The 13,070-nt window shown below is 71.2% G+C and carries 7 protein-coding genes; 2 read left to right on the forward strand and 5 right to left on the reverse strand.

From position 1 onward, the window contains the following. Window positions 1-26: 26 nt before the first annotated feature. Entirely contained in the window at window positions 27-3,560 is a 3,534-nt protein-coding gene (locus ABZ564_RS27330) for a bifunctional glycosyltransferase family 2 protein/CDP-glycerol:glycerophosphate glycerophosphotransferase (protein WP_360861505.1), read from the reverse strand. A 214-nt stretch (window positions 3,561-3,774) separates the two neighbouring features. Next, window positions 3,775-4,398, reverse strand: a complete 624-nt coding sequence (locus ABZ564_RS27335; protein ID WP_360861507.1) for a TetR/AcrR family transcriptional regulator — start codon at window positions 4,396-4,398, stop codon at window positions 3,775-3,777. Window positions 4,399-4,610: 212 nt separating this feature from the next. Here ABZ564_RS27335 and ABZ564_RS27340 point away from each other — a divergent pair, with 212 nt between their 5' ends. Next, complete coding sequence (locus ABZ564_RS27340) at window positions 4,611-5,519, forward strand: ABC transporter permease (protein ID WP_360861538.1); 909 nt, start codon at window positions 4,611-4,613, stop codon at window positions 5,517-5,519. Continuing rightward, window positions 5,512-6,291: an ABC transporter ATP-binding protein gene (locus ABZ564_RS27345; protein ID WP_360861509.1), complete on the forward strand. Its 780-nt coding sequence runs from the start codon at window positions 5,512-5,514 to the stop codon at window positions 6,289-6,291. The genes ABZ564_RS27340 and ABZ564_RS27345 overlap by 8 nt, the downstream gene beginning before the upstream one ends. A gap of 187 nt (window positions 6,292-6,478) precedes the next feature. Here the strand turns inward: ABZ564_RS27345 and ABZ564_RS27350 are convergent, their stop codons facing one another. The 3 genes from ABZ564_RS27350 to ABZ564_RS27360 all read right to left on the reverse strand — a co-directional run bounded on the left by ABZ564_RS27350 (window position 6,479) and on the right by ABZ564_RS27360 (window position 13,067). After that, on the reverse strand, window positions 6,479-11,488 hold the full coding sequence (locus ABZ564_RS27350) for an NAD-glutamate dehydrogenase (RefSeq protein WP_360861511.1): 5,010 nt from the start codon (window positions 11,486-11,488) through the stop codon (window positions 6,479-6,481). Window positions 11,489-11,849: 361 nt separating this feature from the next. Continuing rightward, complete coding sequence (locus ABZ564_RS27355) at window positions 11,850-12,524, reverse strand: HAD family hydrolase (protein ID WP_360861513.1); 675 nt, start codon at window positions 12,522-12,524, stop codon at window positions 11,850-11,852. Between the two features lie 36 nt (window positions 12,525-12,560). Further along, the gene (locus ABZ564_RS27360) at window positions 12,561-13,067 is read right to left on the reverse strand and encodes a hypothetical protein (RefSeq protein WP_360861515.1); all 507 of its coding nucleotides are present in this window, start codon (window positions 13,065-13,067) and stop codon (window positions 12,561-12,563) included. Window positions 13,068-13,070 lie beyond the last annotated feature (3 nt).

The following is a 13,070-nucleotide window of genomic DNA, read 5'->3' on the forward strand; positions in this document are numbered from 1 at the left end:
TCCCCCGCTGGCGGGGGGAGCGTCGACTACAGCATGCGGTCGACCACGCGGGCGGTGGCCCGGCCGTCGTCGAGGTCGCAGAAGTCGTGCCGGAACTGCTCGTACGCCTTGGCGTGTCCGGCGATGGCGCGCTCCGGGTCGCGCAGCGCGGCGATCAGGTCGTCGGAGGCCGGGATCAGGGGGCCGGGCGCCCTCGACTCGAAGTCGAAGCTGAATCCGCGCAGCGTGTCGCGGTAGTGCTCCAGGTCGTAGGTGTGGAAGAGCATCGGCCGCCCGGTCTGGGCGAAGTCGAACATCAGCGAGGAGTAGTCGGTGACCAGGGCGTCGCTGATGAGCATGAGTTCACCGACGTCCGGGTAGCGCGAGACGTCGCGGACGAAGCCCGTGCCGCTGTCCGGGAGCCGGTCGGTGACCATGTAGTGACGGCGCACCAGGAGCACGGTGTCGTCGCCGAGTTCGCGTTCGGCGGCGGCCAGGTCGAGCTGGAGGCCCAGCGAGTAGCGCCCGCCGCCCAGGCGCTGGTCCTCGCGCCACGTCGGTGCGTACAGGACGACGCGCTTGCCGGCCGGGATGCCGAGCTTCTCGCGTACGGCGGCGGCGACCTTGGCGCGGTCCGGGGCGTGGAAGATGTCGTTGCGCGGGTAGCCGCACTCCAGCACCTCGCCCTCGAAGCCGAACGAGCGGCGCAGGACGGGCGTGGAGTACGTGTTCGGCGAGACCAGGAAGTTCCACTGCTTGGCCCGCTCGGCGAGGGTCGCGATGTACGCGGCGTTCGCCTGGACGGTGCCCGCGAGTTCGAGGCCGATGCGCTTGAGCGGGGTGCCGTGCCAGGTCTGGACGACCGTCTGGTCCTCGCGGCGCACGAACCACTCGGGCAGCTGGGTGTTGGTGACGATGTAGCGGCTGCGGGCCAGCGCGTCGTGCCAGGCGGCCGAGCCGTGCTCGACGGCGGTGGCGCCTTCGGGGATGATCGCCTGCTGGTCGCGGACGACCCACAGGTGCTCCACCTCGGTGCCCCGGCGCACCAGCTCCTCGTAGACGGCGCGCGGCGAGTCGGAGTACTGGCGGCCGTCGAAGGTGCTGTACAGCGCGGCGGCCCGCAGCGGTGCGGAGCGCTGTGCGGCGTACGCCTCGCTCAGCAGGCGCTTGGCGCGCGGGCCGCGCTCGGCGGCGCTGAGCACGGAGCCGGAGACGACGAGGAGCTGGTCGCCGAAGCGGCGCTCCAGGGTGTAGTCGCGGCCGGCGAGGTTGCGGGTGGCGGGCAGCGTGTGGAACGCCGAGGCGGGGATGCGCAGTGCGCGGTCGCCGCTCTCGTCGGCGGCGCCCTTGTCCCGGAAGAAGAAGTACCAGTTGCCCTCGCCCAGCGGCACCGCGCCGCCCGGGCCCTCGACGGCGTCGGGCCGCAGCTCGGCGCGGAAGCGGCGGGCGTTCCCGGGGCCGGTGAACTCGACCGGGAAGATCTGCTCCTCGCGGTGGCTGCTGTTCTGCACGACCAGCTCGACCGGGTGCTCCGGGTCCTCGGGGAAGGTTCCCTCCAGGAAGAGCCGGCCGTCCTCGGTCCAGCTGGCCAGCTCGACGGCGGGCTGCACGGGGCGGTCGCTGATCAGCAGGTTGCCGCGCGAGCTGGCGCCGAGGGCCAGTTCGCGACGGGCGCCGTCCGGTCCGTCGGCGAGCGGGTAGCGGCCGGGGTGCACGGAGCCGGGCACGTCGAGCGACGCCTTCAGGCCCTTGCCGACGAGGTGGATGCTGTATGCCACGCTCTTCGGGGCGTCCTCGCCGGTGGGGCGGGTCTCCTCGATCGCGGCGAGCGGCAGCTCCGCGGTGAAGCGGCTCCAGCCGGCACCGGCGCCGGTGCCCACGGTGACGGGGACCTCGTACGTGGTCTTGGTGGCGCTGTGCGTCAGACGCAGCTTCAGCTCGCCCTTGACGAGGCGGGCGCGGACCGCGCCGGAGACCTTGACGGTGCCGGGCTGCTCGCCGGCGCCGTGGGTCTCGAAGCGGGCGTCGACGCGCTCGGAGTGCAGCACCAGCTTGTCGCCGTCGAAGGCGGGGACGATGCGGTGGTCGCCGTCGGGACGGTGGACGGGCGGCGCGACGGACGCCTCGCGGACCGAGGGGAAGGCGCGGCGCAGCAGGCCGCCCCGGGCGATGCCGACCTCGAACTGCCAGGTGAGCTGCTTGGGTCCGGTGTCGGCCTGGATGCGGAGCTTGGAGGCGTCGACGGAGGTCTCGAAGCCGGAGCGGTGGTAGTCGTGCAGGCTCTGGCGGGAGCGGGCGGTGGCCTCGGGCTCGTCGACGCGGCGCAGGCGGAGCGGGACCACGTTGCGCCGGCCGGCCCGGAGCCAGCCGATGCGGAACTCGCTGGGCCCGGAGGTGACCGGCAGGTTGCGGATGTACGCGTAGCCCTTGAGGAACAGCTTGCCGTCGCGCCACTGGGCGTCGCGCAACCGGGCGGCGAGCGGCAGGTCGCGGTCGGCGACGCGCAGCACCGGGGCGGGCACGGGCCGGGTGAGGACGGGGTAGTGGGCCTGGCGGCGGCGCATGCCGCTGACCTCGAAGGCGCCGGGCTCGCGCTTGTCCTGGAGCAGCAGCGCCAGCAGCTCGTCCATGCGGTGCTCGCGCACCAGGTACCACATCACGCGCAGGCGCAGCGGCAGCCCGTCGAGCACCGAGGGGTCGACCTGGTCGATGAACTTGTTGGTGTACGTGAGGAACGCGTCCCGGTACTCCTGGTCGCCGTCCGGCAGGACCTCCATGAAGTACCAGAGGTCGTTGGCCAGCGCGTGGGCCTCGTAGTGGTTCTTGTCGGCGGCGGTGCGCTGCTCCGCCAGGAACGTCGAGACGCCCTGGACGTGCGCGACGCGGTCGCGGACGCCGCGGACGACGGCCCGGCTGGTGGTGATGGAGCCGGGGCGGTCGCGCCAGTAGTAGACGGGGTCCTTGACGATGTCGACGGAGCCGGCCAGGAAGTGGGCCGGCAGCACGACGGGGATGTCCTCGTACAGCGCGCCGACCGGGAAGGCGAACTCGTGCTTGTCCCAGAAGGAACGGCGGAAGACCTTGTTGCAGGCGATGCGGTCGCCGAGGAGGTCCAGGTCCCGGGAGACATGGGTGCGCTTGCGCGTGGTGGCCATCGGCTTGCGGAACATCGGCGACTGCACCAGCTTGCCGCCGGCGCGCAGCCGCAGCACGTTGCCGGACGCCAGGTCCGAGCCGGTCTCCTCCAGCGACTCGACGAGCAGCTGGTAGGCGTTCGGCGGGATGATGTCGTCGCTGTCGCAGAAGGCCAGGTAGCGGCTCTCCGGGTGGCAGTTGCGGAAGCCGGTGTTACGGGCGTGCCCCAGGCCGCCGTTCTTCTGCCTGACCAGCTTGAAGCGGTCGTCGCCCGCCGCGAACTCGGCGGCCAGCGCGGCACTGCCGTCGGTGGACCCGTCGTCGACCATCACCACCTCGAGGTCGGTCATGGTCTGCTCCGCGAGGGACTTCAGGCAGTCCGTCAGGAAGAGTTCCACGTTGTAGACGGGGACAACGACACTGAGCCGTGGCGGCATGTTGAGCACGTCCGTTCATCAAGGGCCTGGCTATCCGTAGGGCTCAACCGCGGGGGCGGTCGCGGGTCACCGGTTACGGTCCCGAACGAGTGACCACGCCTGCACCGTGCTCGCCCCGCGCGCACGCTCCGGAGGGCCCGGTGGGCGGCCCGCCCACCAGATTAACCGATCGAAGGGTGACTCCTACAAGCACGCTTGCGCAGGTGCGCGAGACGCCCCGGGATCATCCGGCGGGGGTCGCGGTGTGTGTGAGCGCGGCCACGGCCGAGGCCGCGAGGTCGTCCAGATACCCCGGGGCCAGCTCCCCCCGGACCACCGCGAGCCGCCAGTAGAGGGGGCCGACGATCAGGTCGAGGGCTCGTTCGGGGTCACTGCCGGGGGGCAGCTCGCCACGGGCGACGGCGTCCCGGACGACCACGGCGGCGACGCCCTGCTGCGGGTCGAGCAGGGCGGCCTTGATGGCGTCGGAGATCTCCGGGTTCCGGGCGGCCTCGACCAGCAGGTCCGGGATGACCTGGGAGGCGAGCGGGTGGCGCAGGGCGTACGCGGCCAGTTCGAGCACGGCGCGCACGTCCCCGTGCAGCGAGCCGGTGGCGGGGGCGGGCATGCCCTGCGCGGCGACGGCCGAGACCAGGTCCAGGACCAGGTGCAGCTTGGACTTCCAGCGCCGGTAGACGGCGGTCTTGCCGACGCCCGCCCGGCGGGCGATGCCCTCGATGGACATCCGGGCGAACCCGACCGCGGCCAGCTCCGCGAACACCGCGCTGCGGATGGCGTCGGTCACGTCCTCGCGCAGGACGGCGGCTCCCGCCGGGGCTCGGCGGCGGCTTCCGGGGTCGGTGGTCATGGCCGAATCATAGTCCGCGACGACGAAACGGTTGCGTTCCGACGTCGGTACGTCCTACCCTCGGCGTTGCGACGATACGGTCCCGTCCCGTCGCCGAGCGGTGCGTTTCCCGTGCGGTCCCCGTGCACGCCCCGCACCGCCTGCCGCGCCTTCCGCCTGCCCGCCTCCCGTCGAAAGCGATCGTGGTGAGCCAGACAACAGCCCCGGCCCCGGTGGCCGGCCCGCCGCCCCTCACACCGCCCGTGTACGGCTCCGGCGAGCTCGCCGCGCTCGCCGCACGGCACGGGCTGACCGTGAGCGGCGCGCGTCCCTCCCTGCCGGCGTACGTACGGCAGCTGTGGGGGCGGCGCCACTTCATCACGGCCTTCGCCACGGCCAAGCTCACCGCCCAGTACAGCCAGGCGAAGCTCGGCCAGATCTGGCAGATCATGACCCCGCTGCTCAACGCGACGGTCTACTACTTCATCTTCGGCATCCTGATGAAGACGAAGCACGGCGTGCCGGACTACGTGCCGTTCCTGGTCACCGGGGTCTTCATCTGGACCTTCACCAGCTCCTCGATCACCGCCGGCACCCGCGCCATCAGCGGCAACATCGGCCTCGTACGGGCGCTGCACTTCCCGCGCGCCTCGCTGCCGATCGCGCTCGCCCTGCAACAGCTCCAGCAGCTGCTCTTCTCCCTGGGCGCACTGGCCCTGATCCTGCTGGCCTTCGGCCAGTACCCGCGGCCGGCCTGGCTGCTCGCGGTGCCCGCCCTCGCCCTTCAGGCCGTCTTCAACACGGGCGTCTCGATGGTCATGGCCCGCCTCGCCGCGCGCACCCCGGACATCGCCCAGCTCACCCCGTTCGTCCTGCGCACCTGGATGTACGCGTCGGGCGTGATGTGGAGCATGGACACGATGCTGCGCGGCGACCGGGTCCCGCACTGGGTGAAGCTGGCCCTGGAGGTCAACCCGGCGGCCGTCTTCATCGACCTGGTGCGGTTCGCCCTCATCGACAGCTTCGGTGCGAACCAGCTGCCCCCGCACGTCTGGGCGGTCGCCGCGGGCTGGGCGCTGCTGTGCGGCGTGGGCGGCTTCGTCTACTTCTGGAAGGCCGAGGAGAGTTACGGACGTGGCTGAGCGCAAGGATTCGGCGGTCCCGACGGTCGTCGTCGACGACGTCCACATCACGTACAAGGTCAACGGGGCCCGCACCGGCCGGGGCAGCGCAACCTCGGCGCTGAGCCGGATCGCCTCGCGCCGGCAGGCCCCGGGCGTGCGCGAGGTGCACGCCGTCAAGGGCGTCAGCTTCGCCGCGTACAAGGGGGAGGCGATCGGGCTGATCGGCTCCAACGGCTCGGGGAAGTCGACCCTGCTGAAGGCCATCGCCGGGCTGCTCCCCGCGTCGAAGGGCCGCATCCACACCCACGGCCAGCCCTCGCTGCTCGGCGTCAACGCCGCGCTGATGAGCGATCTGACCGGCGAACGCAACGTGGTGCTCGGCGGCCTCGCGATGGGCATGACCCGCACCGAGATCCGCGAACGCTACGACGGGATCGTCGACTTCTCCGGCATCAACGAGAAGGGCGACTTCATCACCCTGCCCATGCGCACGTACTCCTCCGGCATGGCCGCCCGGCTCCGCTTCTCCATCGCCGCCGCGAAGAACCACGACGTCCTGCTGATCGACGAGGCCCTCTCCACGGGCGACGCCCGCTTCCAGCAGCGCAGCAAGGCCCGCATCCTCGAACTCCGCCAACAGGCCGGCACGGTCTTCCTGGTCAGCCACCACAACAGGTCGATCACCGAAACCTGCGACCGGGCGATCTGGCTGGAGGCGGGGACGCTGCGGATGGACGGCCCGGCGAAGGACGTCATGGCGGAGTACGAGAGCTTCACGAAGAAGCGATAGCCGACCCCCCACGCCCCCGGCCGGCCCGTCCGGCCACATCCAGCCCGTCCGGCGATTGAGGACATCTTTTCAGCCCGTCCGGCGCTTGAGGACGCCCGAACGGCACGTTCAAGCCCGTCCGGCGCTTGAGGACAAGGCGGGCGGCCACGGAAACGCACCCGCGACCGCCCACCCCACCCCGCACAAGCTAAACGTGCGTACGCAGCAACGTCCGCATCGTCCGCATGGCCACAGACAGATTCGCCAGATCGAACGCGTCCGACCCCTGGATCTCCTCCAGCGTGGAGCGCGACCGCGTCAGGATCGCCGCGTTCTTCTCCTCCCACGCCTCGAACCGCTCCTGCGGCGAGGAGGCCCCGTTGCCCACGCTCAGCACATCCGCGGTGAGCGCCGCGTGCGCGGCGTACAGGTCCTCGCGGATGGACGCACGGGCCATGGACTGCCAGCGGTCGGACCGCGGCAGCTCGATGATCCGGTCCATCAGCTGGGTGATCCCCAGCCGGTCCGCGAGGTCGTAGTACACCTCGGCGACGGCCAGCGACTCCTTGCCCGTGCGGTCCGCGATCGCCACGATGTCGAGCACGGGGAAGGCGGAGGAGAAACCGGCGACGCGCTGCGCCAGCTCGTCCGGGACGCCCGCCCCGGTCAGCTCGTCCAGGATGCCCTGGTACCACTCCTGGTCGGCGCCCTTCAGCATCTTGGGCAGCGCGGCCCAGACCTGCTCGACGCGGTCACGGAAGAAGTCGACCGTCTCGGAGATCGCCAGCGGCTGCGGCCGGTTGCCCAGCAGCCAGCGCGAGCCCCGCTCGACGAGCCGGCGCGAGTGCAGCCGGATACGGGTCTGCACATCGGCGGCGACCTCGTTGTCGAGGGCCTCCACGGCGTCCCACACCTCGCCGAGCCCGAAGATCTCCCGGGCCGCGAACTGCGCCCGCACGATCTCCTCGACGGAGGCGCCGGTCTCCTCCCGCAGCCGGTGCAGGAAGGTCGAACCACCGCTGTTGACCGTGTCGTTGACCAGCACCGTGGTGATGATCTCGCGCCGCAGGGCGTGCCCGTCGACCGCCTCCGGGAAGCGCGTACGCAGCTGCGCCGGGAAGTAGGCGTGCAGCAGCTTCTGCAGGTGCGGGTCGTCCGGCAGGCTGGTCCCGATCAGCTCCTGCGCCACCGTGATCTTCGTGTAGGCGAGCAGCACGGCCAGCTCGGGCTGGCTGAGCCCCTTGCCGGCGCTCAGCAGCTCGCGGATCTGCCGGTCGCTGGGCAGGAACTCCAGCGCCCGGTCGAGGTACCCGTCGCGTCCGAGCCGGCGCATGAAGCGCTGCTGGGCGTGGAGCAGGGAGGGCGCCTGCGCGACCGAGTTGGCGAGGGCGGTGTTCTGGGCGTAGTTGTTGCGCAGCACCAGGCGGCCGATCTCGTCGGTCATCTCGGCGAGCAGCTTGTTGCGCTGCTTGACGGTCATGTCACCGTCCCGCACCAGGCCGTTGAGCAGGATCTTGATGTTCACCTCGTGGTCGGAGGTGTCCACGCCGGCGCTGTTGTCGATGGCGTCGGTGTTGATCCGGCCGCCGTCCCGGGCGAACTCGATCCGGCCGAGCTGGGTGGCGCCCAGGTTGCCGCCCTCGCCGACCACCTTGGCGCGCAGGTCGGCGCCGTTGACGCGGATCGCGTCGTTGGCCTTGTCGCCGACGTCTGCGTTCGACTCGGCGGTGGACTTGATGTACGTGCCGATGCCGCCGTTCCACACGAGGTCGACGGGGGCCTTGAGGATGGCCTGCATCAGCTCGGCGGGCGTCATCTTGCTCACGCCGGGTTCGATCCCGAGCGCCTCGCGCATGTGGGCGTTGACCGGGATGGACTTGGCGCTGCGCGGGTGGACGCCGCCGCCCGCGGAGATCAGTTCCCGGTCGTAGTCGGCCCAGGAACTGCGCGGCAGGTCGAAGAGACGGCGCCGCTCGGCGAAGGAGGTGGCGGCGTCCGGGGTGGGGTCGATGAAGATGTGCCGGTGGTCGAAGGCGGCGACGAGCCGGATGTGCTCGGAGAGCAGCATGCCGTTGCCGAAGACGTCGCCGGACATGTCGCCGACACCGACGACGGTGAAGTCCTCGGTCTGGGTGTCGTGGCCCAGCTCGCGGAAGTGCCGCTTGACGGACTCCCAGGCGCCGCGGGCGGTGATGCCCATGCCCTTGTGGTCGTAACCCGCCGAACCGCCGGAGGCGAACGCGTCCCCGAGCCAGAAGCCGTACGCGACGGCGACCTCGTTGGCGATGTCGGAGAACTTCGCGGTGCCCTTGTCGGCGGCGACGACGAGGTAGGTGTCGTCCTCGTCGTGCCGGACGACGTCCTTGGGCGGCACGACCTCGCCGGCCACCATGTTGTCGGTGATGTCGAGCAGCGCCGAGATGAAGGTGCGGTAGGCGGCGATGCCCTCGGCCATCCACGCGTCCCGGTCGACGGAGGGGTCGGGCAGCTGCTTGGCGACGAAGCCGCCCTTGGCGCCGACCGGCACGATGACGGTGTTCTTCACCATCTGCGCCTTGACCAGGCCGAGGATCTCGGTACGGAAGTCCTCGCGCCGGTCCGACCAGCGCAGACCACCGCGGGCGACCTTGCCGAACCGCAGGTGGACGCCCTCCACACGCGGCGAGTAGACCCAGATCTCGAACGCCGGACGGGGTGCGGGCAGGTCCGGGATGGACTGCGGGTCGAACTTCATCGACACGTACGCGTGCGGCTCGCCGTCGTCCCCGTGCTGGAAGAAGTTGGTGCGCAGGGTGGCCTTGATGACGGTGAGGAAGGAGCGCAGGATGCGGTCCTCGTCGAGCGAGGCGACCTGGTCGAGGGCCCCGTCGAGCTCTTCGAGGAGCCCGTCGGTCAGCTCCGTGCCCGCGCTCTGGCGCCCCGGCGACATCCGGGCCTCGAAGAGCGAGACGAGCAGCCGGGTGGTGTGGACGTTGTTCTGGAGGGTGGACTCCATGTAGTCCTGGCTGAACGTCGAACCGGCCTGGCGCAGGTACTTCGCGTAGGCGCGCAGCACCATGGCCTGCCGCCAGTCGAGTCCGGCGCTCAGCACCAGCGCGTTGAAGCCGTCGTTCTCCGCCTCGCCGGTCCACACCGCGGCGAAGGCCTCCTGGAAGCGCTCGCGCGCGCCGTCGGCCAGGTAGCCGCCGTTGGCGGTGGCCTGCGGCATCCGCAGCCCGAAGTCGTAGATCCAGGCGTGCGTACGGTCGGCGCAGCGCAGCTCGTACGGGCGCTCGTCGACGACCTCGACGCCGAGCCGCTGCAGGGCGGGCAGGACGGCGGACAGCGAGACCTGCTCACCCGTGCGGTAGATCTTGAAGCGGCGCTCGCCGGGTGCGGCGCCGACCGGCTCGTACAGGCTGAGGGAGAAGTCCCGGGCGTTCTGCTTGAGTGCTTCGAGGTGGACGAGGTCGGCGACCGCGGCGCGCGCCGAGTGGTCGGCCTTGTAGCCCTCGGGGAAGGAGTGCCCGTACTTGCGCAGCAGTTCGGCGGCGCGCTCCTCGCCGCACTCGGCGTTCAGCGCCTCCTGGAATCCGTCGGCCCAGGAGCGGGCGGCCTCGACGAGGCGGGCCTCGATGCGGTCGGCCTCGGCGTCGGTGAGGCTGGGCAGCTCGCTGCCGGGGGCGACGCGGACGACGAAGTGCAGCCGGGAGAGGATCGACTCGGTGTTCCAGGCGGTGAAGTCGACGCTGGTGCCGTTCAGTTCCTCCTTGAGGATGTCGATCAGCCGCAGACGCACCCCGGTGGTGTAGCGGTCGCGCGGCAGGTAGACGATCGCGGAGTAGTAGCGGCCGTACTCGTCCTGACGCAGGTAGAGCCGCAGCCGGCGCCGCTCCTGGAGGTAGAGCACCGAGGTGACGACCGAGCGCAGCTGGTCGACGGGCGTCTGGAACAGCTCGTCCCGGGGGTAGGTCTCCAGGATCTGCAGCAGGTCGCGGCCGTCGTGGCTGTTGGGCGTGAACCCGGCGCCCTCCAGCACCTCGGCGACCTTGCGGCGGATGACGGGGACCCGGCGCACGGACTCGGTGTAGGCGGCCGACGAGAACAGGCCGAGGAAGCGGCGCTCACCGATCACGTTGCCGTCGGCGTCGAACTTCTTCACGCCGACGTAGTCGAGGTAGCTGGGGCGGTGCACGGTCGCCCGGCTGTTGGCCTTGGTCAGGACGAGCAGCTTGTGCTCGCGGGCCTTCGCGCGGACGTCGGCGGGCAGCCGGTCGAAGGAGGGGCTGACCGGGTGCGCCTCGTCCTCGCTGTGGTGCGGGTCGGAGCGCAGGATGCCGAGGCCGGTGCCGGGGACGGCGGCCAGCGCGTCGGAGTCCTTCAGCTCGTACTCGCGGTAGCCGAGGAAGGTGAAGTGGTCGGCGGCGAGCCAGCGCAGCAGCTCCCTGGCCTCGTTGATCTCCTCGTCGGCGAGCTCGTCGAGCGGTTCGCCGGGCAGATCGTCGGCGATGCGCAGGGCCGCGTCACGCATCTTCTCCCAGTCCTCGACGGTCTCCCGTACGTCGGACAGGACGCGCAGCAGGTCGCTCTGGATCTGCTTGAGGTCGGCGCGGTCGGTCTCGCGGTCGATCTCGACGTGGATCCAGGACTCGACGACCGCGTCGTGCGGCAGCCCGGCCTGGGAGCCCTTGGCCCTCTTGCCGCTCTCCCGGCCGGTGCCGTCGGTGAGGACCTCGACCAGCTTGCCGGTCACGTCGCGGCGGACGACGACCTGCGGGTGGATCACGACGTGGATGCCGCGTCCCTGACGGGAGAGTTCGTTGGTGACGGAGTCGACCAGGAACGGCATGTCGTCGGTGACGACCTCGACGACGGAGTGGCTGCACGTCCAGCCGTTCTCCTCGACGGTCGGGGTGTGCACCCGGACGTTCGCCTTGCCCTGGGGGCGCTCCTCGGCCAGCCGGTAGTGGGAGGAGGCGGCGCCGAAGACGTCGATCGGGTCCCGGCCCACGATGTCCTCGGGGGCGGTGTGCAGGTAGTAGCGCTGGAGGTAGGAGAGCAGGACGTCCTGGCGGGGGCGCTCCTGCCCGGCACCCGTGCCGCCGTCGGCCCCGGCGGACGCGACGTGCACCCGGGAGGCTCCGCCCGGCCCGCCGACACCACCGCCCGGGCTGTTGTCAGCTACCTTGGCGGCCCGTGCGAGCAGCTCGGCCTTGGCTTCGTCCAGCTTGGTCTGCATGTCCTCTGGCTCCTGTCGCGCGCCGTTGCGTGACGTAGGTGAAAAGGTCGGCGTAACGCCACGACGCGGGGTTTCCGGTCTGGGTCGACGCTATGCCGCGATGAGAGAGTCCCGGGACCTTATCGGCCAATTCCAGCGACCGGTCCGGGTGAGAGGGATCAGTCGGGACAGCCCGGGCACAAGGGCGCTCCGGGCGTGGGCCGGGGGCTTCACTGCCCCCGAGGCGTATCGCGCTGATCACGGGGTCCAGGCTATCTCGCCCGCACCGGTGACCGTCACGAGCCGGATGTGTACAAAAGGAGGCCGCGAAATTTGACACTCCGGACAACGCGGACCGGCCGCCGGACGGCACTCTCCCCGGCTACCGGGTCAGCTGCTCGGCGAGGGTGACGGCGTCGCCCAGGGTGTCCACGACGGGCACGCCGGCCTTCTCCAGACTGGCGCGGCTGTGCGAACCGCCCGTGTAGAGGATGGCCTTGGCGCCGACGTGGGCGGCGGCCACGGCGTCGTCCACCGCGTCACCTATGACGACCGTGTGCCCCGGCGATATCCCCTCCATGGCCGCGAGATGCCGCTCCATGTACTGCGCCTTGCTGCCGCCGGACGGGCCGGTGCGCCCGTCCACGCGGACGAAGTGCCGCTCGATGCCGAAACCGCGCACGACGGGAACCAGCTCCTCGTGCCGGTACATGCTCATGATCGACTGGCTGCGCCCGGTCAGCTGCCACCGGGCGAGCAGCTCGGCGGCCCCGGCGGTCAGCCCGCAGGCGTCGCGCCGCTGGGTGTAGTGGCGGTGGAAGGCGCCGTCCATCAGCTCCCACTCGGCGTCGGTGGGGAGCCGGCCCATCAGCCGCTCGTAGAAGCGGGGTATCGGGATGCAGTACATCTCGCGGTACTGCTCCACGGTGATCGGCGCCACACCGACCTCGCCGAACGCGGCGTTGGTCGCGCCGACGACGGCGGTGTTGTCGTCGAGCAGCGTGCCGTTCCAGTCCCAGACCAGATGCGTGCGGTGATTCACCGGTGCAGTCCCCATGCCGAGAAAAATACCGCTCCCCACCGACAACCCGCCCTACGCGATCAGCTGGGGGATCTCCTGCACCCCGAACCACAGCAGCTCGTGGTCCTCGGCGCCGTCGACGGTGAACTGCGCGTCGTCGTCCCCGAGGTCCGCGGCCCCGAGCGCGGCCGCGGCGGCCGTGACGTCCTCGTCCGCGTCGTCGGAGTCGACGTGCACCGCGGCGGCCTCGGCCAGCGGGACGGCGGCGGCGATCGTGACCTCGCCGAGCGAGGAGGCGTCCAGGATGTGGTCCGGGTCGGCGACCGCGGCACCGTCCGGGACGTCCACGGCGACGACGACCCGCCGCCGGGCCGCCCGCGGGTCCCCGGCGATCAGCCGCAGCGAGGCGGACGCGGCCCGGTTGAGCGCCGCGTACTCCAGCTCCTCGATGTCGTCGGAGACGTACCACTCGCGCAGCGCCGGGGTGACGGCGTAGGCGGTGAACGGGCCGGGACCCAGCTCACCGGCCCGGTGCGCGGCTGCGAGACCGGCGAGGGTCAGGGGTACGTACACGCGCATGGG

The sequence above is a fragment of the Streptomyces sp. NPDC019224 genome, assembly GCF_040632605.1.
GTDB lineage: Bacteria > Actinomycetota > Actinomycetes > Streptomycetales > Streptomycetaceae > Streptomyces.

Coding starts and splice junctions, on each gene's coding strand:
- ABZ564_RS27335 (WP_360861507.1), bottom strand. CDS start 4,398: ATGACCACCGACCCCGGAAGCCGCCGCCGAGCCCCGGCGGGAGCCGCC.
- ABZ564_RS27350 (WP_360861511.1), bottom strand. CDS start 11,488: ATGCAGACCAAGCTGGACGAAGCCAAGGCCGAGCTGCTCGCACGGGCC.
- ABZ564_RS27355 (WP_360861513.1), bottom strand. CDS start 12,524: ATGGGGACTGCACCGGTGAATCACCGCACGCATCTGGTCTGGGACTGG.
- ABZ564_RS27360 (WP_360861515.1), bottom strand. CDS start 13,067: ATGCGCGTGTACGTACCCCTGACCCTCGCCGGTCTCGCAGCCGCGCAC.